The sequence below is a fragment of the Acidobacteriota bacterium genome (genome assembly GCA_022562055.1).
In the GTDB taxonomy this organism is placed as follows: Bacteria; Actinomycetota; Acidimicrobiia; order Spongiisociales; family UBA5794; genus BMS3BBIN02.
This window is the reverse complement of record JADFQA010000009.1, coordinates 48,172-69,989: the sequence shown is the minus strand read 5'-3', so window position 1 is coordinate 69,989 and position 21,818 is coordinate 48,172. Positions and strand designations below refer to the sequence as shown.

General features: G+C 59.2%; 24 protein-coding genes and 1 pseudogene. 10 read left to right on the top strand and 15 right to left on the bottom strand.

Annotated elements, in window-relative coordinates:
- Window positions 1–24 precede the first annotated feature (24 nt).
- The 7 genes and pseudogenes from IIC71_04580 to IIC71_04550 form a co-directional block, all read right to left on the bottom strand.
- Window positions 25–669 carry an NAD(P)H-dependent oxidoreductase subunit E gene (locus IIC71_04580; GenBank protein MCH7668468.1) on the bottom strand — a complete coding sequence of 215 codons (645 nt, stop codon included), beginning with the start codon at window positions 667–669 and terminating at the stop codon, window positions 25–27.
- Entirely contained in the window at window positions 666–2,024 is a 1,359-nt protein-coding gene (locus IIC71_04575) for an NADH-quinone oxidoreductase subunit D (protein MCH7668467.1), read from the bottom strand. The genes IIC71_04580 and IIC71_04575 overlap by 4 nt, the downstream gene beginning before the upstream one ends.
- A gap of 59 nt (window positions 2,025–2,083) precedes the next feature.
- Entirely contained in the window at window positions 2,084–2,656 is a 573-nt protein-coding gene (locus tag IIC71_04570) for an NADH-quinone oxidoreductase subunit C (protein ID MCH7668466.1), read from the bottom strand.
- A 19-nt stretch (window positions 2,657–2,675) separates the two neighbouring features.
- Entirely contained in the window at window positions 2,676–3,146 is a 471-nt protein-coding gene (locus IIC71_04565) for an NADH-quinone oxidoreductase subunit B (protein ID MCH7668465.1), read from the bottom strand.
- Window positions 3,146–3,565 carry an NADH-quinone oxidoreductase subunit A gene (locus tag IIC71_04560; GenBank protein ID MCH7668464.1) on the bottom strand — a complete coding sequence of 140 codons (420 nt, stop codon included), beginning with the start codon at window positions 3,563–3,565 and terminating at the stop codon, window positions 3,146–3,148. The genes IIC71_04565 and IIC71_04560 overlap by 1 nt, the downstream gene beginning before the upstream one ends.
- Before the next feature lie 89 nt (window positions 3,566–3,654).
- Window positions 3,655–4,536 (bottom strand): annotated as a pseudogene (locus tag IIC71_04555) (haloalkane dehalogenase).
- A gap of 132 nt (window positions 4,537–4,668) precedes the next feature.
- Window positions 4,669–5,169 (bottom strand): SRPBCC family protein, encoded by a 501-nt coding sequence (locus IIC71_04550; GenBank protein MCH7668463.1) that lies wholly within the window; start codon window positions 5,167–5,169, stop codon window positions 4,669–4,671.
- 86 nt (window positions 5,170–5,255) lie between these two features.
- On the opposite strand from IIC71_04550, the gene IIC71_04545 reads away from it, so the two are divergent.
- The gene (locus IIC71_04545) at window positions 5,256–5,876 is read left to right on the top strand and encodes a TetR/AcrR family transcriptional regulator (GenBank protein ID MCH7668462.1); all 621 of its coding nucleotides are present in this window, start codon (window positions 5,256–5,258) and stop codon (window positions 5,874–5,876) included.
- A 26-nt stretch (window positions 5,877–5,902) separates the two neighbouring features.
- Here IIC71_04545 and IIC71_04540 read toward each other — a convergent pair whose 3' ends face one another.
- From IIC71_04540 to IIC71_04530, 3 genes are read right to left on the bottom strand one after another with little or no spacing between them, the layout of a single operon-like run.
- Window positions 5,903–7,138: a geranylgeranyl reductase family protein gene (locus IIC71_04540; protein ID MCH7668461.1), complete on the bottom strand. Its 1,236-nt coding sequence runs from the start codon at window positions 7,136–7,138 to the stop codon at window positions 5,903–5,905.
- A 57-nt stretch (window positions 7,139–7,195) separates the two neighbouring features.
- The gene (locus tag IIC71_04535; GenBank protein MCH7668460.1) at window positions 7,196–8,041 is read right to left on the bottom strand and encodes a cytochrome c; all 846 of its coding nucleotides are present in this window, start codon (window positions 8,039–8,041) and stop codon (window positions 7,196–7,198) included.
- 7 nt (window positions 8,042–8,048) lie between these two features.
- The gene (locus tag IIC71_04530; protein MCH7668459.1) at window positions 8,049–10,013 is read right to left on the bottom strand and encodes a cbb3-type cytochrome c oxidase subunit I; all 1,965 of its coding nucleotides are present in this window, start codon (window positions 10,011–10,013) and stop codon (window positions 8,049–8,051) included.
- Window positions 10,014–10,313: 300 nt separating this feature from the next.
- Here IIC71_04530 and IIC71_04525 point away from each other — a divergent pair, with 300 nt between their 5' ends.
- From IIC71_04525 to IIC71_04495, 7 genes are all read left to right on the top strand, one after another.
- Window positions 10,314–10,922, top strand: coding sequence for a hypothetical protein (locus tag IIC71_04525; protein ID MCH7668458.1), 609 nt, complete (start codon window positions 10,314–10,316; stop codon window positions 10,920–10,922).
- 3 nt (window positions 10,923–10,925) lie between these two features.
- Complete coding sequence (locus tag IIC71_04520) at window positions 10,926–11,369, top strand: 4Fe-4S binding protein (GenBank protein ID MCH7668457.1); 444 nt, start codon at window positions 10,926–10,928, stop codon at window positions 11,367–11,369.
- Window positions 11,370–11,474: 105 nt separating this feature from the next.
- Window positions 11,475–12,221 carry a cytochrome b N-terminal domain-containing protein gene (locus IIC71_04515; GenBank protein ID MCH7668456.1) on the top strand — a complete coding sequence of 249 codons (747 nt, stop codon included), beginning with the start codon at window positions 11,475–11,477 and terminating at the stop codon, window positions 12,219–12,221.
- An 8-nt stretch (window positions 12,222–12,229) separates the two neighbouring features.
- Window positions 12,230–13,066: a menaquinol-cytochrome c reductase cytochrome b subunit gene (locus tag IIC71_04510; protein ID MCH7668455.1), complete on the top strand. Its 837-nt coding sequence runs from the start codon at window positions 12,230–12,232 to the stop codon at window positions 13,064–13,066.
- Window positions 13,066–13,932, top strand: coding sequence for a Rieske 2Fe-2S domain-containing protein (locus IIC71_04505; protein ID MCH7668454.1), 867 nt, complete (start codon window positions 13,066–13,068; stop codon window positions 13,930–13,932). Before IIC71_04510 ends, IIC71_04505 begins: the two co-directional genes overlap by 1 nt.
- Window positions 13,929–15,527: a c-type cytochrome gene (locus tag IIC71_04500; GenBank protein MCH7668453.1), complete on the top strand. Its 1,599-nt coding sequence runs from the start codon at window positions 13,929–13,931 to the stop codon at window positions 15,525–15,527. Before IIC71_04505 ends, IIC71_04500 begins: the two co-directional genes overlap by 4 nt.
- A 149-nt stretch (window positions 15,528–15,676) precedes the next feature.
- Window positions 15,677–16,024 carry a sugar transferase gene (locus IIC71_04495; protein MCH7668452.1) on the top strand — a complete coding sequence of 116 codons (348 nt, stop codon included), beginning with the start codon at window positions 15,677–15,679 and terminating at the stop codon, window positions 16,022–16,024.
- Window positions 16,025–16,142: 118 nt separating this feature from the next.
- Here the strand turns inward: IIC71_04495 and IIC71_04490 are convergent, their stop codons facing one another.
- The 5 genes from IIC71_04490 to IIC71_04470 form a co-directional block, all read right to left on the bottom strand.
- Window positions 16,143–16,778 (bottom strand): redox-sensing transcriptional repressor Rex, encoded by a 636-nt coding sequence (locus IIC71_04490; GenBank protein MCH7668451.1) that lies wholly within the window; start codon window positions 16,776–16,778, stop codon window positions 16,143–16,145.
- A gap of 44 nt (window positions 16,779–16,822) precedes the next feature.
- Complete coding sequence (locus tag IIC71_04485) at window positions 16,823–17,086, bottom strand: glutaredoxin family protein (GenBank protein MCH7668450.1); 264 nt, start codon at window positions 17,084–17,086, stop codon at window positions 16,823–16,825.
- 164 nt (window positions 17,087–17,250) lie between these two features.
- Window positions 17,251–18,093 (bottom strand): SAM-dependent chlorinase/fluorinase, encoded by an 843-nt coding sequence (locus IIC71_04480; GenBank protein MCH7668449.1) that lies wholly within the window; start codon window positions 18,091–18,093, stop codon window positions 17,251–17,253.
- Between the two features lie 9 nt (window positions 18,094–18,102).
- On the bottom strand, window positions 18,103–19,017 hold the full coding sequence (locus IIC71_04475; protein ID MCH7668448.1) for a hydroxymethylglutaryl-CoA lyase: 915 nt from the start codon (window positions 19,015–19,017) through the stop codon (window positions 18,103–18,105).
- 33 nt (window positions 19,018–19,050) lie between these two features.
- The gene (locus tag IIC71_04470) at window positions 19,051–19,767 is read right to left on the bottom strand and encodes a helix-turn-helix transcriptional regulator (protein ID MCH7668447.1); all 717 of its coding nucleotides are present in this window, start codon (window positions 19,765–19,767) and stop codon (window positions 19,051–19,053) included.
- Between the two features lie 169 nt (window positions 19,768–19,936).
- On the opposite strand from IIC71_04470, the gene IIC71_04465 reads away from it, so the two are divergent.
- Together IIC71_04465 and IIC71_04460 are read left to right on the top strand one after the other, a co-directional pair.
- A complete protein-coding gene (locus IIC71_04465) occupies window positions 19,937–20,644 on the top strand; it encodes a hypothetical protein (protein ID MCH7668446.1) in 708 nt (235 codons plus the stop codon).
- A gap of 2 nt (window positions 20,645–20,646) precedes the next feature.
- Entirely contained in the window at window positions 20,647–21,801 is a 1,155-nt protein-coding gene (locus tag IIC71_04460) for a homogentisate 1,2-dioxygenase (GenBank protein MCH7668445.1), read from the top strand.
- The last annotated feature ends 17 nt before the right edge of the window (window positions 21,802–21,818 follow it).

The window sequence follows — 21,818 nt, the reverse complement described above, 5'->3', positions numbered from 1 at the left end:
CCGGAGGCGGAGAAGCGTCGACGGTCATGCTGATTCCCCGGCCGACTCGTAGGGTTCAAAGGCCGGTATGTGACTCGTCGCGCCCTGAAGTTCCACAATCCCCCAGTCAAAGGACTGCTGACCGCCGAAGAGTGTCTGCATTTCGTCCGCAAGCACCGTGACGGGCCGTGCGTCCCTGAGCCACCGGCATAATGCGCGCCCCCTTTCAGGAAGTACTCCTTCGATGAGTTCCCAGTTCACTGACACGGCGGGAGCACCGCCGCACGCCCCTGAGCACTCAACATGTTCGACCGAGAAAAGCTTGTCAGACGAGGTTTCGCCGTCTGGCGTATCGGTCTCATCTTCAATCGCTGCCAGAACGTCATCGGCACCGAGGAGAAAACAAGAGATAGAGGTACAGACCGAGATGACGTACTTCCCAACATTTTCGCGCCTGTACATCGAGTAAAAGGAAGCGACCGATTCGACCTGAACAGACGTGAGTCCGGTGATCTTGCCGACCTCGACCATTGCTTGGGTCGTACAGTGCCCGTGTTCGCGGGACGCCAGATAGAGCAGTGGCATCACGGCTGAGCGGCGCTCTGGGTAGGCGGCCAACACCGCCCGAGCACGCTCCTGACGCTCGGGACTCCATTGATTGATCACACGGTCAGCCATTAGGTCAGTCATCGATCGACATCTCCGAGTACCGGGTCGGTGGAGGCAAGGGTTGCGACAAGGTCAGCGATCAACGTGTCGGTCATCATCACGGGCATGGCTTGGACCGCCGCAAACGAGGGCGCACGCACATGGAGTCGCCACGGACGCGCACCGCCCTGGGAGACGAGGTAGACACCCAGGTGACCGCGAGGGGACTCCACACTTTGGTACGCCTCGCCGGCAGGAACACGGAACCCCTCGGTAAACAGTTTGAAGTGGTGGATGAGCGCCTCCATCGACTCATCGATGCGCTTGCGCGGCGGCGGCGTCACTTTGCGGTCCTCGGTCCGATAGTCGCCGGCTGGCATGGTGTTGAGCACCTGGCTGACTATGCGTAGAGACTGACGCATCTCCTCCATGCGCACAACGTAGCGGTCGTACACGTCGCCGTGTTTCCCAATCGGGATATCGAAGTCGTACTGCTCGATTCCGCTGTACGGGAACACCTTGCGGAGGTCATGGTCGATCCCCGAGGCTCGTGCGATAGGGCCGGTTACGCCGTACTGACGGCATTCTTCGGGAGTGATTACACCAACGCCCTGGGTGCGGTCGAGGAAGATGGGACTCTCACTGAGCATGTTCTCGTACCGTTCGATGCCCAGCGGAATCTTGACGAGAAGATCCTCGACGTCGTCTTCCCAGCCGTCGTGCATGTCGGCCGCGACTCCACCGGGACGGATGAAGTTGTGGTTCATACGAAGACCGGTGACTTTTTCGAAAAACTCCAGACAGTATTCGCGCTCTTGCCACCCGAACAACATCAGCGACACAGCGCCGATGTCCATACCCTGGGTGGCGACCCAGAGAAGATGGCTCGAAATGCGATTCAATTCGGTCATCAGAACGCGGATGGCCTGTGCACGCGCAGGGATGTCAACGACGAGGAGCTGTTCAACGGCGAGCGAAAAAGCTAGCTCGTTGTGAAACGGTGAGAGGTAATCCATGCGTGTGACGTTGGTCGAACCCTGCATGTACGAGAGGGTTTCGGCGGTTTTTTCCATCCCTGTGTGGAGGTATCCGATGATCGGTTTCACGCGGCGAATGGTCTCGCCCTCGAGCTCGAGGTGAAGGCGCAACACTCCATGTGTCGACGGGTGTTGCGGTCCCATGTTGAGAATCTGACGCTGCTCCTGCACAACGTCGCTGCTATCGACGTAGTCGTTGTCCACAGTGATGCCGAGCTGAATGGCTGCGGCGGGGTCTTGGGACTCTGGGAGGATCTCCTGGGCACCTTCGTCGGTCGCCGACTTCAGCCAATCGGGCTCTTCGGTGCCGGCAACCCACAGGTCGTGAATTTCGCGACGAGAATCCGCGTCACTGGCCATAGGTGACAGGTCGCCACCGTTGGTTTCGTCCTCGTCGGCAAGGATGTTTGGCGTGTCGCTCATGTGGCTTTGTACGACGCCTTGAACTGGACGGGCACCGTGCCTGTCGCTGCGTCCTTGCGCAGCGGATGACCTTCCCAGTCGTCAGGAAGCAGCAGACGCGTCAGGTCGGGGTGACCCGAGAAGTTGACACCCATGAGGTCGAACGCCTCGCGTTCAAAAAAGTTGGCACCCGCGTAGATGTCGGAGATCGACGAAACGAGAACGTCGGGCATCGTAACCCCGACCTTGATACGCAACCTCGTGTAGGGACTGGGCGACTCAATGTGCACCACGACTTCGAAACGGGGGTCTCTTCTCAGATAATCAACGGCGCACAGGTCAACAAACATGGTGTACCCGCTGGCATGGGCCGCAGCGACAAACCCGTGATAGTCGTCTACCGACACCGTAACGATGTCCCACGATGCGCCGGCAGCTTCAAACACCTCGAATTCGGCGCTCGCAAACTCCTCGGCGAGGGCGGCCAAGACGGCGTCTGCGGGCATGACGCGCGCCGCGCCAGCGTCACCTCCGTGCGTCACACTCTGAGCCGTCGCGCTCTTAGGCTTTGTTTTGCTCTCCTCAGACACTGGTTCTGCTACTCCTCGATTACCGGCGGATGGTGCCAGCCATGATTTCTTCTTGCAGGCTCAAAATACCGTGCAGCAACGACTGCGGACCTGGCGGGCAACCCGGGACGTACATGTCGACCGGAACGATCTGGTCGACGCCTTGCACCAGCGCGTAGTTGTTGAACATTCCCCCGGTGGATGCGCACGCACCCATCGAGATCACCCATTTCGGATCGGCCATTTGGTCATACACCTGGCGCAGTACCGGGGCCATTTTCTGCGAAACGCGCCCGGCAACGATCATCAGGTCAGCCTGACGCGGAGAAGCGCGGAACACTTCCATGCCGAAACGCGCAATGTCGTTGTGAGATGCGCCGGTCGCCATCATCTCGATGGCGCAACACGCGAGACCAAAAGACGCCGGCCACATCGAGCGGGTTCGCGCCCAGTTGACACCCTTGTCGAGAGTGGTGAGCAAGAATCCCGGTGGGGTCGTCTCACCGGCCACTACGCCGCCTCTTCGTCGGCGTACTCAGCAACGACTCTGCGGTATCGGGCCCGGTGAGCCACGTTCCAGTCGAGAGCGCCACGCTTCCACACATAGACGAGCGTCTCTGCGAGCAGCGCGACGAACACTGCCATCGCGGCGATGCCTGTCCACCCGAATGATTCGAAGCGCACGGCCCATGCGAACAGAAACACAAGTTCGACGTCAAAGATCACGAACAACATGGCAACGAGGTAGAACTTAATGGGGAAACGCTCGGCGGGTTCTTGGAGGGGAACGATGCCGCACTCGTACGGAGCGAGCTTTTCGGGGGAGGGATTGTTGGGTGCAATCTTCCACGACACCCACATCGCGGTCGTGGCAAAGCCGATTCCCAGCAGCATCATGAGGCCGATTGGTAAATACGCAACAAGAGTCACGGTGACACTCCTCTTTCCACGTCCGCAGCCTAGAAACGAGATCGCATTCCACCAAAACTATGACGAGCTGCGTCTCAGCGAAGCGACGGTCAACGGAGAGTTGGCAACCGCGCAAGCCAGTTCGAAAGGGCCTCACCGATCGCATCGGGCTGGTCCTCCTGCACATAGTGCCTCGCCCTTCCGATAAACACACTCTCGAGATTTGGCAGCGCCTCGCCTAACCCGGCTGCGGCCGAAGGCGGCATGAGAGCGCCGGGTTTTGCCCACAGCAGCAGCTTTGGGATCTCAGTCCTTTGCAGCCACGCCCAGTACGCGTTGATCATCTCATGGTTATCCGCAGGATCGCCGTCAAACGGAATCTCTCGTGACCACTGAGCGATGGGAGCCCGCGTCGCAGGGTCCAGAAACGGTGCGTTGTAGGCTGCTTTCTCTTGAGCAGTCAGCTTGCGCACGACCATCATCGGGAGAAGCCTCTTGATGAAAAAATTCTTCTTGATAATCATCCGCTCCCCTTTGACCGGGTGGCGCATGCGCTTAAACAGCAGACGCTGAGCGAAAGTGGCGTTGGCCCATTTTGCCGGGCGGATGATCGCCTCCATAAAGGCGATGCCGCGCACGTTGTCGGGGTGGCGGGCTGCTTAGTGGAAGCCGATCGCTGCGCCCCAGTCGTGAATGACGAAGGTGATGTTGGTGAGTCCGAGCGCTTCGATGAACCCATCTATGTATCGGATGTGGTCTGCAAACCGATATGCGACATCAGGTTTTGCGGACTTTCCCATGCCGATCAGATCAACAGCGATCGCCCGCCCGTGCGGTGCCGCATACGGGATGACATTGCGCCACAGATAACTCGACGTCGGGTTGCCGTGCAGAAAGAGAATCGGGGTCCCTTCGCCCTCTTCGACGTAGTGCATCGACGATCCGAGTGCATCGACGTACTTGGACTCGTCTGGAAATTCACCAGAGATCATGGTTCGTTGCTCCAGAGTTGCGTTCCGACATGCAGCAGGGCGGCGCTGGCGGCGCTCACAACTCCGCGACCATAAATCTTAACGGACCGACCGATCGCGAACTTGGGTGACTAACGGCATACCGGACTAGCGCTAAGCGACGGCGACAACAGCATCAATGTCAACGTCGGACTCCACATTGACGAGGTCTTGCGTCTCAGCGTGCCGTTTCATACCTGCCAAAAGCCCTCGCAACGCTTTAGTCATTTGTCGGTTCATGATGGGACCCATGAGCACCGCAACGACCTTTGGCGCGATTTCGATCGAGAGCGAGCCGACGACGCGGGTTGCGTCGCCAGCGTCGGACAACTCAAACCGGGCCGTCATCGACTTTACGACGGACGGCATCCCTTCGCGTTTGTAAATGTCGATGTCCATCGACTCTCCATCCGACCAACCAACGATTCGCTCGCTCACCGCGACACCTTTGCCGAAGTCGCACCTCCTCGTCGCGCCGAGCCCACCGGCGGCGTCTGAGAGCGAATGCGACTCGAGCACGAAGGGGTGGAAATTCTCAATATTTCCAAAGTCGTTGAGGATCTTCCACACGTGGTCCCGGGGAGCCTCAATCGTTGTCTCATACTTAATCTGCACGCGGTATCTCCTGGTAGTCGACCGGTCGACGACAATACAGGGAACTTTGCTATGACGCAAGTCGACCGACCGACTAGTATCTGGGTATGACCACAAAACCAGAGATCGTTTCAGCGGCCGCACGTCTAATCCGCGCCCGTTCGTACGAGGCCGTGAGCATCCGCGACATTTGTGAGGCAGTCGGGATACCCAAGGGCAGCTTCTACTACTGGTTCAAGACGAAGGAAGAGCTCGGACTTGCAGTTCTGGACCATGACTGGGAAGAGTCTTCAAAACGGATCTATGGGTCGGCTTTCTCTAGCGATCTCCCGCCGCTCGAACGATTCGACCGATATGCCGAGTCGGTAAAGACGATGCAAGAGGGATGGGACCGGGCGTACGGATGCCCATTCGGCAGCGTGGGGAGCGAGGCCACCGGCCTCCACCCAGGTCTTCAGGACGCTGCTGCGGAAATGCTCGCTCGCATGAGCGAGCTGTTCAAGGGAGCAATCGACGACGCTATTGCGGCCGGCGAAATCCCCGAGCAAGACTCGTCAGCAGCAGCAGCAGACGCCGTGCTCGCCCTGACCGAAGGCATGCTTCTCGTCGCTGAGATTCGCAACGACATCACCGTGTTCGACGGCCTCGGCCCGGGTATCCGAGCGCTTATCGGCGCCCCAGCGCGACAAATGGATTCTGGCGCTAACCACGCCCGTATACGGGCGTAAAGAGCGCCAGAATCCGAAAACGGCGGCTACTTGGGGACGAAACGGACGACCTTTTCGATCGCTTTGTACACGCGCTCTGACATGCCGTACTCCTCGGGCTCGAGCAGGTTCGCCATGACCTTCAACGTCCACTCCATGAGCGGGCGCGACCGCAACCCGACCTGGGTCAGCGCCTTCATCACCGATGGATTACCGATGACGTTGACAAATATCCGCGCGACCTTGTAGTAGGCGGCGTACTCGTCGTCGAGTACTTGCGAGTATCGGTGCAACAACGCAAGATCGTTCGCAGCTAGCGCCTCGACAATCACATCAGCAGCCATGCGACCTGTCTCGTATGCGTAGTCGATGCCTTCGCCGTTGAACGGATTGACCGCGCCGGCAGCATCGCCAATGACGAGCCAGTTGGCACCAACCTTCGGACCGACCGACATCGCCATCGGCAGCTTGCCGCCAGTCGGCGGCTGGAGGACATCATTCTCCGAAACCTGCCAATGCTCGGGCAGGCGAGCAACATACGACTCGAGCATGTGCGAAGTGTTGACCTCTTTCCATCCCTTGAACGTCGAGAGCACACCGACACCGACGTTGATCGTGCCGTCACCGAGCGGGAACACCCACCCGTAACCGGGCAGAGAGCGACCATCCTTGTCGCGGATATCGAGTTGGCTTTCGATGAACTCATTCGTCGAATACGGCGATCGGTAATACGTGCGGACCGCGAGGGCGTACGGGTAGTCTCGGCGACGCTGGACCGCAAGCGCCCGGCCGAAACGACTCAACGATCCATCAGCAATGATGACAATCTTGGGAAAAACTCGTTCGACAGAACCGTCGGCTGTTTTGAGGTCGACGGCGATCAGTCTCCAGTCCTCGATAACTGCAACTGCCTCCGTGCCTTCTCGGACCTCGGCGCCCTGACTACGAGCAAGCTCGGCAACCGCACCGTCCAAGTCGGCTCGGCGTATCGACGCACCCCAGTTCGGGTACGTCGTTCGTTCAGGCCACGGCATCTCAAGAACCAGGTCGCCGGCGTATGCACGGAGTCCTTTGATCTTATGAATCTCAGGGATGTCGAAGTCGAACCCCATGTCGATAAGCTGCTTGATCGCCCGCGGGGTGAGACCGTCCCCGCACGTCTTTGCTCGCGGATACGTCTTCTTCTCGATGACGCTTACGGAAACACCCTGGCGGGCTAACCAGTATCCGGCCGCACAGCCACCGGGTCCACCACCGACTACGAGAACATCTAGAGAAGGCATGACGATGATCCTACGGGTTACGGACGCCGGAACTTACCTCGGTACGAATTGGGATCGCTAACTGGCTGCGGAGACGAGGCAGGAAGCTTCTGCGATAGCGATTTCCTCGCCACCAAATGCGACACGTTGATATATAGCTACCGCGGAAAGCTCGTCGGCTGTCAGCTTACTAAAGCCTGGCATCGGCACACCGGAAAATCCGAGCACTGGTTTGGCGGAGGCACCGTACGTATTACCACGCTCGTTCTGCCACCCAGAGGACCCGAGCGTGATCCACTCAAGATGGTCCGCACAAATATTCGCCGGGAACGTCTCGACGATTGACCCACCGAAGAATGCAGGTCCAACCCCGCCGCTGCCGTCGGCAGCGTGACACGCAACGCACTGTGCGGTGTACACGTCCTGGCCGAGCGCAAAGAAATTGACGGCACCGGCACCGTAGGCCTTGCCGTCGCACCCGACCGCGTTCCCAGTCGCAGGATCGACGTCGAGTTGACCGGCTGCTCCGCAGGCCGGACCATCGGGCGCGACAAAGGCGTACGTGAGAGCAATGACAGGAATGATGAACGCAACAATGGCGAGCCATCTCACGAACCCGCCTACCGGACTTGGCTCATCTACTACAGACGGCGAGTCGGGCAGGTCAGGTTCATCGTGCCCAACGGCTTCGAGCACTTCGACATCAAGACCGGCCGGAGTTGCGGCATCGTCCTGTGTGGTTGCGACGGCTGCGGGTGCGGCCGCAGGTGCCGCTCCCCCTTCGGGCACTTCTTCCCCCGCCCAGCGGGCGGCGACGGCTTCGCGGCTGATTCCCTCCACCTGGGCTCGCGCGGCGGCGGCTCTTGAAACCAGGTCAGCGGGGTAGCCGTACTCGTCCGAAATCTTGTTGAGCGATTGGTCCATTCTTAACTCACTTAAGCCCGGTCAGATAAATCGCAAGCGCTTCGATCTCAGCGTCTGAGAGGTGCGCATAGCTCGGCATTGTGGACCAAGAACGCTCCGCCCGAGGATCTTCAAGAAAACTACGCAGGAAAACAACGGACCCGGTGTCCTCGCCAGTGCCGGCGTGCATCAAATCGGGACCGAGGCGGGCGACACCGAGGGGCACAACATCTTCGTTCACGTAATCGCCGTACGCGCTCACCGCGCCAAGATCGACGTCGGTAACAATTGGACGGACCTGCTGCGTGTGACAGTAGACACATCCTTCTTGCAGATAGATGGCCTTACCCGCCGCAAACACATCGTCTGATTCCATTCTGGTGGTGTCGCCAAGGATGGTCCCTTCGGTCGGGTTCACTTCGGTCGACGGAATGAGCCACACCACCGACATCGCCACGATGAACAGACCGACACTGGCGCCGACAAGCTTGGGGAATCCCACCGGAGAGCCGGAGAGCACGGAGCGACCGTCATCGAGGGAGTCGACCTCGGGCGTGTCAGTGGTCGGCGACGCAGAACCCAGCAGCGACGCTGCGAACACGATAGCGCCTAACGCGAAAACGCCCAGGGAGGCGCCACGGGTGGCCAGCGCAAATAACGTCGGCTGCGAAGCCAGCGCAAAGTCAACGCCGGTCACTCCGACGTTGGGCGAATTCGCTGCGCCGATCCAGGCATATCCCGAAACGACGCCGGCGGACATGGAAGCCAGAACGAAACCAACCACGCCGAGCACGGTAAGGCGGAGATGCCACTCAGAAGTTGCACGGTCGACATGTCTACCCGAAAACTCAACACCGGCGTGCCGGTAAAAGGCGACCAACCAAGCGGTGAAGGCACCGCCGAGTGCGAGGAACTCGATACCCGACGTCCACGTCGTCAACTGCGCGACTGCCGCAACCGAACGAATTGTTCCGAGAACCGTGAGTGCAATGAAAGCAACGAAGCTAGCGGTGCCGAAAGAAAGCCACTTCAGCGTGACAGCATCGGTCACGTTGTCGATGCGCGATCGCACTGTCCTGGCGAGGTCGTTCGCTAGAATGAGCGCGGGCAATAGCGCACCAATTGCAAACATGGCCCCCACCGTCTCCAACCAGTCAGGCATGACCGAGTGTGCCAATTGCGTCGCCCCGTAAAACGGCATGACGACAGCGACAGACCAGAAGGCAGCCAAGACGCTTCGGTCAGTGGCACGGCTCGGGGCGCCGGTGATGCGGTGAGATATGTAGTAGACGGCACCAAAACCCGCCGACGTTAACCACAGGCCCACGATGGCGCCCCGGGCAAATATGTTCTGGAGAACCCCACCAAGACCAGTCGTCGGACCACCACCAAACGGCAGTGCGACTGCCAACGCAAGGGTCAACCAAATGACCCCTGCCGTAAGAAACAGCACCACCGGCGGAATAGGTGCAGCGCCACCGTCGCCCGATTTCGGACGCTTGCGGACGGTTAACGCGACGGCTCGTGAAATCAGGATTACGCCGATCAAGGTGACAAAGTCGATATACCAGGGCGCCTCAAAACCGACGTTCCCGTCAACGCCTTGCACCGTGACGAACCCAGCCGCAGCGATGACACCAGCGGCATACAGTCCGGCGCCGACTACCGCGGAACCAGCGGCTGCAAGAGATCTGTTGAGCAGTCTGGGCACGAGATACATAACGACCGCGAGGAACCCGAGAGTCAACCAACCGTTAATGAACAAGTTTGTCGCCACCGGGTACAACCGGCCATACGAGAGAAACCTAGAGATATCGGCAACGGTGGGATTCACGAGAGAAACAGCCGCGATGGAACCGAGAACTGTGGAGACGACGAGAAACAGCACCGCAAGCTTTGCAAACACGCGCACGTTGGCGTGATCTATGAAAGCGTCGGGTACGTCTGATGAGGACGCAGAAGCGTCATCGGTAAGACTGGTATCGGCGGTCACCGTTTTCGTTTCCTCGTATCGCTTTCAATGCTCGGCCAAAGCCTCGTATCGCTTTCAATGCTCGGCCAAAGCACATACTCAACCTGGGTAGGTCTTCGCCACGCCAGCCTAGTCTTTGCGAGTGCGGCATCTGAGTCGCGTGACCTCTGAGTAGACCTCGCACCCAGTGCATTGTCATATCCTTCGAGACGATGGTCAAAAGGGCATGGATTTCACAGACGACTTCACATGCGTAGAATGCGCGTACCGACCTAGACGGTACTGACAGGATGAGGCGTCTCGCACGAGACGGACAACGAGGTGAAGGCCCTGGACGAAAAGCAACTGCGCACGTTCTACCGAATCGGTATCGCTGTCGCGGTCCTTGGGGTTTTCACTGCTATCGGCGGTGCGGTGCTTGCGCATTTCGTAGGCCTCCCTGCAACGGACTCCGTCGGTCGCGAGCTGTACCCCTCGATCCCGCGCGGTTTGCCCATTCGCACACTGGCACAAACCATCTCCCTAACCGGGATATTCATGCTGCTTGGGGGAATAACACTGGCATTCTTGTACCGCCGACAGTTGACTTGGGCGCGAGCAGCCATCGGGGCATTCGTATTCACATCCATGGTGATGCTGCTCTTTGGCGTAATCCCGAACCAACTATTGACCATTGCCCAAACCGATCTCGATTGGTCATCGCAAAGAACCTTGTTCACGATTCCACGCGTGCTGGCACTCAACAACGATATTTCGATCTCGTACGAGGTCCTCAAAGAGATCCTCGTAGCCGGCATGACGGGAAACCTTCTGATCGGCATCCCAGTCGCCATGGTGAAGTGGCAAACCTACGAAAAGAACCGCATCGAATCAGACCCCGTAACGCCGATTTCGGCGTTCGGCAGGCCAACTGTCAAGCAGGAGCGGTAGCCCGTGGCGAATGACGTGTGGCAAGACCTCCCACCGATCCGAGACGACTACCAGCTCGCGTTGGTCGACGGCGCATACCTGGTGGCGGCCGTCAAACCGAAAACGTTTCTCCACATCGACGAGTCGGAATGCATTATCTGCGAGGGATGCGTTGACATTTGCCCGTGGAAGTGCATCCACTTCCTTTCGCTTGACGCCATTTCAGAAGGTGTCAACGTGGATCATCCGGACGAGAACAAGGAAAACGGCGGATTCTTTATCGTCGACGAAGATGTCTGCACACGGTGCGCTCTGTGCATCGATCGCTGCCCCACGGGGGTTATCAGCCTCGGAAAATTCAGCGGTTCCGTAGCCGACAAAACCGACGGATTTGAAGCAACGCCGTGGGAGCACGACACTGGGCAGCGCGATTTCAAGAACGGGTACATGTATGGCATCCGTTGGTAAGTACGCGAGTGCGCGAGTGCGCAAGGCACTCGGCGGCAGCCCACGGCACCGCACCAAGAATGTAGACGAGGAGCGTAGGTGAGCGACAAAAGCAAAAACGGGTTGATGTCGAAACTTGCCGAGACCGGACAACACGTCAGGTCTTCTGCAGCGTGGTCGAGTATTTTTCGTCCCGGCTCGCCGTTCCGCGATGGTTACGCCGACACCCCTCGCAACCGGTCATACGTGATCATGAACAACGTTTTGTATCACCTGCATCCGGTGAAGGTGAAGCGCCACGGCGTCCGATTGTCGTATACGTTGTGTCTTGGCGGGCTGAGTTTCTTCCTCTTTATCCTGCTCACCATTACGGGCATCTTCTTGATGTTCTATTACCGACCAACGTCGCCGCAGGCGTATCTCGACATCCAGGCGTTGGCGACCGACGTTACGTTTGGTCAGGTTGTGAGGAATATGCACCGGTGGGGCGCGCATGCAATGGTGCTGACCGTGTTCCTCCACATGGCCCGTGTGTTTTATCACGGCGCCTACAAACCACCACGCGAGTTCAACTGGGTTGTCGGTATCGTGCTGTTGCTTCTTACACTGCTGCTCTCCTTCACGGGCTACTTGCTGCCGTGGGATCAGCTTGCAGTGTGGGCGGTGACCGTCGGTTCAAACATGGGCAGCTATGCTCCCGTCATCGGCGAGCAAGTGAGCTTTGCGCTGATCGGTGGCACACAAATCACACCAGACACACTGCTGCGGTGGTATGTACTGCATGTCCTGTTCTTACCATTTATCATCGTCATCTTCATGTCCGTGCACTTCTGGCGAGTCCGCAAGGACGGCGGCATCTCAGGGCCGCTCTAGGGAATACGATGGCAGGACTTCCAGAACACCTTCTTCGTCGCTCGGCCGAGGCAAAAGCCAAAGCAACAGGCCGTCCGGTCGATGAGATTCTCGCTGAAATGAAAGGCGAGGCGCCCCCATCGTCCTCCGCTAGTACGGCGGAAGCCGTGGGCGCGGCACGCGATATCTCCACAGAATCAGCGGAACTCGGTGTCCCTGAGGATCTCCTCCAACGCTCAATGACGGCAAGAGCGAAAATCTCCGGCGTCCCAGTGGCGGCAACGACGAGCGGCGCCCCCCAAGCAGCGCAGACCGCGTCGGCGCCGGTCGCTGCCGGCACTCCTGCACCCATGCCGACCATTCCAGAAGGTGTCCGCACACAACGGCTTCTGACAGTCGTCCGGGCTGGCGCAATCCAGCAGACAAAGCGGGAGCCAACGGACAAAGTGAACACTTGGCCGCACCTGGTCGCCATCGAGTTTGTAGCACTGCTGGTCGTCACCGCAGGACTGTTCGTTTTCTCGATCTACGTCGATGCGCCGCTGCTCGAGTTTGCGAACTTCAACCAGCAACCGAACCCGTCCAAGGCGCCGTGGTACTTCCTCGGCTTGCAGGAATTGCTGTCTTACTTCGATCCAATGGTTGCCGGCATTATCCTGCCTGGATACGGTTTGGCCGCGCTGGCATTCATTCCCTACATTGACCGCAATCCATCAGTTCGGCCGTCTGACCGCAAGCTAGCAATCATGATCTTTTCATTCTTCTTCATGGGAGCCGCGGTGCTCACGACGTACGGCTCGTTTTTCCGAGGCCCAGGGTTTAACTTCACATTCCCCTGGGTAGACGGGATATTCTTCGATTTCTGATGGACGCTCAAACCGCCTTCATTATCGGTATTGGACTCGTAACTGTCCTCGTTGTCGCTGCTGTTGCGAGCATCGCTGTCGGACGCGGCCCCGACGCAGGACCGATAACAGGATCGTTCGACAGGCGCGCTGCAAAAGCGGACCGCAGGGCTCGTAAGGCCGAGGCGCGAAAGCTCTCCGCGCCTAGCGCTGAGTCTGATTCGATCGAGGTCCTCGTCCCCGAAGCTGTTGAGGATGCAGGGCCGATCGCCGATCCGCTTACGGAGCGCGAGGTGGTATCCGAAGAGGACTACGGTGCGACCCGGCGGATGTTTTTCAACCGCGCCATCCTCGGTTTCTTCGGCACATTTCTCGCTACACAGGGCCTTGCGTACCTTGCGTTTCTTTGGCCAAAAGTCAAAGGCGGATTTGGCTCACCGATCTCAGCCGGCAACATCGACGATCTCCGGACGGAGGTCATTCAGGCCGATGGCACGATCAAGCCGAAGCCTATCCCTGCCGCGCAAGCGTGGATTGTGCCATTCCGTGGAGATGTATCCGCGTCGATTCTCGCCGACATCGCGGACAGCGTGATCGTTGGTGCCGGTGCCGAACCGGGCATCATGGCGATCTGGCACCGGTGTCCTCACCTAGGGTGCCGAGTACCTGAGTGTCTGCCGTCGCAGGGATTCGAGTGCCCATGTCACGGGTCGAAGTACAACTTGCACGGCGAATACATTGAAGGTCCGGCGCCTCGCAACATGGACCGGTTCATGGTCACGGTCGACGAGGAAAACAACCTCATCATCCATACTGGCACAGTGTTCGAGACTTCGCGTGCCAAAGTCAAGAGCGTCGCCTACCCGCAAGGACCGGCCTGCAATTGATTGACTTACAAACGTTGTATTTCTTCGTCGAAGCGCGTCCAACCGGCACGGGACCACCAAACGTCGGCATTGGTTCGATAGTTCTGATCGTCGCCACCGCGGTGTTCGTGATGTGGATTGCGTGGCTGTGGATTGCCGCCCGGCCCCAGTCAGGCGGCGAAGAGCCCGCAAAGAACCTCCAGCCATATCTGTCTGACGGCGATCTCGAGAACGTCCAGCTCAACACTGTGTTGCGCTCGGCAATGGTCGCCGCGGCCGTGTTAGCTCTGGTCGTACCCATCTACTACCTCAACGAAGCCGACCGCCAGATCGGCGCTGCGGAAGCAATCCACGAAAAAGACATCGATGAGGGAGAGAGATGGTTCAACCAGTTCTCCTGCATCGATTGTCACGGAGCGGATGGTGTCGGCGGCGGGGCAAGCTTCGTCGAGGTCCGATCGGGACTCAGCACCTCGTGGAGCGCCCCCTCGCTAAACGACCTCTTTTTCCTTTTCGACGAGGAAGAAATCTCGGGGATCATCAACCACGGGCGCCAGGGAACACCGATGCCTGCGAACGGCATACCCGGCGGTGGCGCCATGACGTTTCAAGAGGTTCTTCAAGTCATGGCCTACATTGAGGACTTTGGTGTTACCCAGGGCGACGTGTTGCGCAAGATCGAGCCTGCAGTTGACTCCGCTATCAAGCGCCTCGAGACGGGTGACGAAAAGGTCGCCGAATTGATCCTCATCCAGCAAGCGGTTATCGACGACATCGCCGACGCTCCGTCGCGGTTTAAGCCGATCGAAACCTTCCCGGAGCAGCTCAGCGCCCTGCTCGGTGGTGACGGAACGTGCACGAGTAAATCCGCAGCTCTCGTCGACCGAGTATGTGGGACGTCTGGAGTCGACACGGATCGCGACGGCATTACCGATGCAGCCGAGACCACGCTGAACGACATGTCCGAATTGGCGTTCGAGCAGATGCAAACACGACTCGTCAAGAAGGTCGATGGAGAGTTTGTCGTCTCGTTTGTCGAGACCGAAGCCCTCTTGCTCGCCCTCGAAACCGACAACCCATTCTCGATGGCTGACGCCTCGGGGATGCTCGAGAGCGACCTTGACGAGGTAGACGAGTTTCTCACCTTGGTCGGCGCACGCCACCTCAACCTTCAGGTCATGACCGAACGCAATGAAGCGTTCCTGCTGACTGCCAACACGTCCATGGGCTTCCTCGTCCAGTCTGCCAAGGATCGAAAGTGGTTCACGGACTTCAGCGAGGTCAGCGCGAACACCGGGCTTTCATTGGACGAGGCAACCCGGGCTGTCGGCCTGTACAACGCATACTGCGCCCGTTGCCACACCGGTGGATACTCCGCAGGTGTTGCATACGAACAACCCGCGGGGTCGGGAGCGTGGGGTCCGTCGTTGCTCGATGGCAGAGCCGATTCGCAGTTTGTTCGGTTCGAAGATCATCTGAAACTCATCATCAAAGGCACCACATTCGGCCAGTCCTACGGGATCAACGGAATTGGCACCGGGCGTATGCCAGCCTTCGGAAAGATGCTCAGCCAACGAGACATCGAACTCATCGCCATCTACGAGGACTCGATGTGAAAACGCTACTCCATCGCATCCATCGTGACGAGTCCGGACTATCAGGTCTGGAAAAACTCGGAGTCTTTGCGATTGTCGTCGCGTTCACTGCCTTCATCCCGGCGGCACGGGGCGTTCTCGGAGACGCATACACCAACATTTTCAAACAGATCGACGAAACCGGGGAGCTCACCAGATTCTCTGTCGCCGCCCGCGGATTGTTGATCGCCGGATCGGCACTGCTCGCCTTCATCGGCAGCGGCGTTGCGCTGATCTACACCAATCTTGGGAAACGCCTGGCCCTTCTCGTGTCTGGCGCAGCATTGTTTGGCTGGTTGACCATCGGGTCTACGCTTTTCGTCGTTTACGCACCGCGAGGCATTCGACCCTCAAGCGTCCAGGGTCTCAACGCCATTGAGGTTCGTATCCCCGCCATCGGACTCACCGTTGCATCGCTGATCCTGTTCGTCATGTTCATCGTTGCACTAGACAAGTACGAAAAAGAGTCCGACCTGTAGTCGGGTCCCCGAGTAGCGGAGGTCTGAGCGGCTGTCCGGCGCAACTCAGCAGGCCGCCAAATCGATCCGGGATTCTGACTTTGGTAGATCTCAGAAGATGTGTTCGCCTGCGCGGCGTCTACCCGGCGGCCTTGCGATGATGTAGGTGGTAGGTGAGGATCTGGAGCTCGGTTGAGAGATCGACTCTGCGCAACGCGACGTCGGCGGGGACGTGCACTACCGCGGGCGCGAAGTTGAGTATGGAGCGGATACCCGCGTCCACGAAACGATTCACAACATCTTGCGCTCCACTAGCGGGTGTCGCGACGATGCCAATCTCAATGCCACGCTGCTTCACAATGGTTCCCAGATGGACAAGGTCGTCGATTGTGAGGTCGCCGATGGTCTCGCCGATTTTGTGCGGGTCGGTGTCGAATACCGCGCCGACCTCGAATCCCCAGGAGGCGAAACCGCCGTAGTTGGCAAGGGCAGCTCCAAGGTTGCCTGCGCCGACGATCGCCACGTGGTAGCCGTGGGTGAGGCCGAGAGCCTCGCGAAGGTCCAGGCGTAGATCCGCGACGCTGTACCCGACGCCTCGAACACCAGTAGCTCCTAGATTCGAGAGGTCTTTGCGCACCTGAGCCGCGTTAACACCCGCTATCTCCGCAAGCTGGATCGAGCTGATCGTGGTCTGCGCGGTTGCGATGTCACCCAACGACCTCAGGTACACCGGGAGACGTGAAATCGTTGCGGACGGGATTGTGATATTTTTCACAAGCGGAGGATAGCCCTGGTCCTCGCCACTGAAATCCTAAGCGCCTACTTTGGCGAGAACTTCGCCCTTATGAGTGCAACCCACACATCCACCGAAGATACACGGCCGGAGGCGAGCACCTTTCCGCCGGCACGCATCAACACAGGCACCGCGTGCCCGAAACGGGCGAGAAGGTCCGGGTCGGCGTCGACATCAACGGTAGTCACCTCGACACCGAGATGTTTGGCCTGGTTGACAACTCGCTCGAACAACTCATCGCACAACGCGCAGCCATCTCTGGTTACGAAGATAACGACGGATCTGTTCACTAGCGCACCACTAACCTTGCAACTATGCGTCCAGCAACGTCTCTCGTCCTCATGGTCCTACTCGCTCTGATTATGGGTGCATTCGTGATCAACATCTACCTACGCGGGATCGTCTGAGAACCCGACGGCGTGGGATCAGGAGGCAGCGCATGCCAACCTTCGATTCATCCGTCTGCCCTTCTCGGAGCAACAGAGATCGGAATGCCTCGCTCGGCTCGTCGAAACGTCACTGCAATCCGCTCTTCAAGGGCGTAGTACTCAGCCGCTGATCCGCCGGTCACGCCGATGGCGATCTGCCCGAAGGAGTCCGTAAACAAATACCCGTCGCCGCCGCCAACGGAACGCCGATCGTCGACCCACGTGATCCGATGCTCGATTGCCCCGACACGCACCACCACCTCGTCACCCTCAGCAACGTCGATCATGTTGAGATCGGCAGGTGACACGTTGGATTGGGCCGTGCCATCGCCATCTACCCAGAGTATTTCCCCAACGACGCCGGATTCGGTGTGGTCAACAAGAGGAAGGATGAGCGGTGTCACCGACTCGGGTGTACGAACCGGTCCGAGATCATCGATGACCGCTTGGCCGGATGCCAGCGCTGCAGCGGCCGGAGCAAGAACGTCGCGAAGGACCAAGGTCTCACCCGACGAGGGGATTCGAAACTCGTCAGACTCGATCGAAACGATTTTGTCTGCCCCACCGACCATCGCGACCGCTGGAGCCAGCAGGCCGTTATCGGGTCCGACAAAGATGCCAGCGGGAGTCCGCGCCGCAATGAGGCGGGAACCCAGCGGATTCACACAACCGAGAATCACACCCTCCGGCAAGTACTGGACGGTGCGCAGCAGGGCGAGCGCTCCTGCTCGCACGTTCCCGGAGGGGATCTCGTGCGTTATGTCTATGACCGTGAGCGATGGATCTATGCGGCCGATGACGCCGTGCGCAACACCAACGTGCTCGGGCGTGTGACCCAGATCGGAGAGAAAACAAATGGGCATGGGCATGAGTGAACGTTACTCCTGTTCATCCGACGCACGCCCAGTGGGGAACCCGCCAGAACGAGCGATCGCTGCGGGCAGCTTGACGCCGAGTTGATCGCCGAGCCAACGGCCAGTTTCGACAATGGCACCTCCGTCGATGCCATGTTCGTAGCCGGCCCGCTCAAACAAATAGAGCACGTCCTCGGTCGCAACATTCCCTGTCGCCTGTGGCGCAAACGGGCAACCGCCAGCGCCACCAACAGAGGCATCGACGACGCGGACACCCAGACGCAACGCTTCCGCTACGTTGCCGAGACCCGTCCGGCGGGTGTCGTGAAAATGCACACGCAACACCGAGTCCCCAATGGCGTCCTGGAGCTGCGGCACGATTCTCGACACGTCGCTTGGCACCGCAACCCCGATGGTGTCGCCAAGCGCGACTTCTTGTGCACCGGCAGCCACCGCCCGCTCAGCAAGGCGGATCACCGTTGCGGGGTCGACCTCGCCTTCGAACGGGCACCCGAAAGCAACGCTTATCGTGACAGTCACAAACCTGTCGGCTCCTCGGGCAACGGGTATCATCCGCTCGACTTCCGAAACGGCTTCCTCTAACGCTGCACCCTGGTTTCGCTCAGAGAACTCCTCGCTTGCAGCGACGACAAAGTTGACTTCGTTGACGTTGGTGGACAGCGCTCGGTCCAAACCGCGACCGTTGAGGACAACCCCGATGTAGGAGACGTATTGGCTCTCAGGGAGAGCGGCACACACATTCTCGGCGTCGGCCATTTGCGGTACCAGCCGAGGGTGCACGAACGATGCAACCTCGATCCGCGTCGCTCCAGCGTCCATCAACCGACGGACCAATGCCACCTTCGTTTTGGTGTCAAGAATCGCGGATTCGTTTTGCAGACCATCTCGCGGTCCGACCTCGACAAGCTGCACATCCATGGTTCAAGTATGCCAGACCCGAACGGTCGCTCCTCAGCCGGCGTTCTGAATCCTACGGACGAGGGACACCAATTCCGCCTGCGAGTGCACATCCACCTTGCGGAACATCGACTTAATGTGGTTACGAACCGTGTGCTCCGATACACCGAGTTCTCGCGCAATCGAGATAACCCTGTGGCCTTCGAGAAGTTGCCCAAGCACCTCGCGCTCGCGTCGGGAAAGGGATGCAAGCTCGTCGTGATCTAGCGACCGGGTGTTAACGACTCGCGCAACATCAAGCCCGGCACGCGTTACCTCCCCGGCGATACGCCGCAGCGACTCCTCCAACTGGGCAAGCCGCGCCGGACCCGTTGCCACAGGTACCGGCTCGGACGCAATGATCAGCCAGAGCAACGCACTCACTGCGCTGCCAGACCCGTTCATCGGGATGATCTGGATGGCGACCGAACGCGACGGGCCGCTCTTGGACAACACTGTCCACTCGAGCGACAAGGTCGCATCGTACAGGCCGCCCTTGCGGATCGAGGAGACCAGGGACCGGTAGCGGTCGTGCTGGTCGGTTGGCAGCCAACTGGGTGGTTCGTTAGAGCCGATCGGGTCACGGGCGTCCCCGCCAACGAGATTGTTGAGAGCACGGTTCGAGTACGACCGCTGCCCATGAACGTCGGTAATGAGCACGCCGTCGCTCATCACCTCAAACAAGGCCTGCAGTGGGATCACCACGTTCGGGGCCTTCACTTGCGCTGCCACACCAGCACTCCCTTTTCCTCACCGCACCACTAGCACCGTAGGCCACCACGGGCTACCGCGGTAGACCCGTTTTTGGTTGGTCAAAGTGGCTAGTGCGCCAACTGAGGAGATTCGTCCGTTATACGGACGCCCGATTGAATAATACGGACGCGGTCTCTAGAGTGATGACATGGCAGAGACATCCAAGACCGTGGATCTTGCGTTGCGTGTGCTCCACCACATCCCCGACGCCGCGCTTGCAACGGCGACCGGCATCTCGCAGGATCTCGGTGCGAGCCGACAGGCCGTGCTCAGATGTCTACGGTCGCTCGAATACGGAGACTTGGTTCGCCAGAGCGAGACCGGGTGGGTCCTCGGCAGTGGGATCCTCGACCTGGCTCGCAGGGCTACGAGCAACGTAACCGACGCCCTCCGACCTGCCATCGTTAGGTTGGCGGATATATGGAACGAGACCGCGCTCGTTGCAATACCCGACGGCGCTTTCGCCATCGCCACCGACCAAGTGGTGGCGTCTGGTCGCATGGTTAGGGTCGACTACCGCGTCGGGTCCTCTCACCACATGACAGTTGGGGCGCACGGGCGCGCAATTCTCGCGTTTCATCCGAATCGTCTCACACTACGACTCAACAGCGAGACCGAAGCACAAGTCGAACAAGTCCGCATTGCAGGTTTTGCGGTCTCCCACGACGAAATCGAGCCTGGCGTCACGGGTATAGCGGCACCGGTCCTCGATCACACGGGAACGGCCGTCGCGTCGATCGGCATCGTCGCACCGACAAACCGGCTACCACCCATTGCAGAACTTGGCCCCGCGATCGCACTTGTCGCATCCGCAGCAACAGCAACACCACCCCGACAGAAACTCGTAAGGAGATAGTCATGCCGTATTACCGCAGCGTCGGCGAGATTCCACCAAAACGTCACACTCAATTCAGACAAGAAGACGGCTCCCTGTACACCGAAGAACTCATGGGCGAAGAGGGTTTCTCCTTCGACTCGGCGCTGCTCTATCACAAGACCCGCCCAACCGCGATGAAGAGCATTGAATCGCTATCGCTGAGCCACGAGACACTCGAACCGAACCGCCCGTTGATGCCGCGCCACATGCGGTCACATAAGTTGGGAGTGACGCACGACCTCGTCGAGGGTCGCAACCTGCTGATGGGGAACAACGACTGCCGGATCTCGTACGCCCATGTGTCCACTACATCGGGTTTGTACAAGAACGCCATTGGGGACGAAATGGTTTTCATCGAGCACGGCGAGGGTTTCCTCGACTCGACGTTCGGTAGGCTCCCCTTCAAGCGGGGCGACTACGTCATCATCCCGGCATCAACGATCCACCGATGGGTAATCACGTCAGACACAGTGCGGGCGCTGATCCTCGAAACGACCGGCCACATCACCCCACCGAAGCGGTACTTGTCACGCCATGGTCAGTTCCTCGAACACGCCCCGTACTGCGAGCGGGACCTCCACGGACCCACCGAACCCCTCCTCGAAGAAGGCACGGACGTGCCCGTGCTGGTCAAACACCGCGGCGGGACGTCACGGTTCGTGTTTGAGAACCACCCGTTCGATGTCGTGGGATGGGACGGATGTCTCTACCCGCACACATTCTCGATATTCGATTTCGAGCCAATCACCGGCCGCATCCACCAACCACCAACGGTGCACCAAACGTTCGAGGCGCCGAACCTGGTGGTGTGTTCGTTCGTGCCGCGGCTGTTCGACTACCACCCGCTCGCGATTGCGGTCCCGTACCACCACGCCAACGTCGATTCGGACGAGGTTCTGTTCTACATGGACGGTGACTTCATGTCGAGAAAAGGGTCCGGGATCGCGCAAGGCTCCCTCTCACTGCACCCGGCCGGCCACACACACGGCCCACAGCCTGGGTCTGTCGAGGCCGGAATCGGTAAGGCGGGAACTGAGGAAATCGCTGTCATGATTGACACCTTCCGACCGCTCGACATTGGAACTTCGGGCTTCGACTGCGAGGATCCCGCATACCTTTCGAGCTGGCAGACATGATATTGCACACCTGGATC

What these genes read in the sequence shown, in the direction of transcription:
- IIC71_04580 (MCH7668468.1), bottom strand. Translation starts at nt 669, where the DNA reads ATGACTGACCTAATGGCTGACCGTGTGATCAATCAATGGAGTCCCGAG.
- IIC71_04575 (MCH7668467.1), bottom strand. Translation starts at nt 2,024, where the DNA reads ATGGCCAGTGACGCGGATTCTCGTCGCGAAATTCACGACCTGTGGGTT.
- IIC71_04545 (MCH7668462.1), top strand. Translation starts at nt 5,256, where the DNA reads ATGACCACAAAACCAGAGATCGTTTCAGCGGCCGCACGTCTAATCCGC.
- IIC71_04540 (MCH7668461.1), bottom strand. Translation starts at nt 7,138, where the DNA reads ATGCCTTCTCTAGATGTTCTCGTAGTCGGTGGTGGACCCGGTGGCTGT.
- IIC71_04535 (MCH7668460.1), bottom strand. Translation starts at nt 8,041, where the DNA reads ATGGACCAATCGCTCAACAAGATTTCGGACGAGTACGGCTACCCCGCT.
- IIC71_04515 (MCH7668456.1), top strand. Translation starts at nt 11,475, where the DNA reads ATGTCGAAACTTGCCGAGACCGGACAACACGTCAGGTCTTCTGCAGCG.
- IIC71_04510 (MCH7668455.1), top strand. Translation starts at nt 12,230, where the DNA reads ATGGCAGGACTTCCAGAACACCTTCTTCGTCGCTCGGCCGAGGCAAAA.
- IIC71_04505 (MCH7668454.1), top strand. Translation starts at nt 13,066, where the DNA reads ATGGACGCTCAAACCGCCTTCATTATCGGTATTGGACTCGTAACTGTC.
- IIC71_04480 (MCH7668449.1), bottom strand. Translation starts at nt 18,093, where the DNA reads ATGCCCATGCCCATTTGTTTTCTCTCCGATCTGGGTCACACGCCCGAG.
- IIC71_04475 (MCH7668448.1), bottom strand. Translation starts at nt 19,017, where the DNA reads ATGGATGTGCAGCTTGTCGAGGTCGGACCGCGAGATGGTCTGCAAAAC.
- IIC71_04465 (MCH7668446.1), top strand. Translation starts at nt 19,937, where the DNA reads ATGGCAGAGACATCCAAGACCGTGGATCTTGCGTTGCGTGTGCTCCAC.
- IIC71_04460 (MCH7668445.1), top strand. Translation starts at nt 20,647, where the DNA reads ATGCCGTATTACCGCAGCGTCGGCGAGATTCCACCAAAACGTCACACT.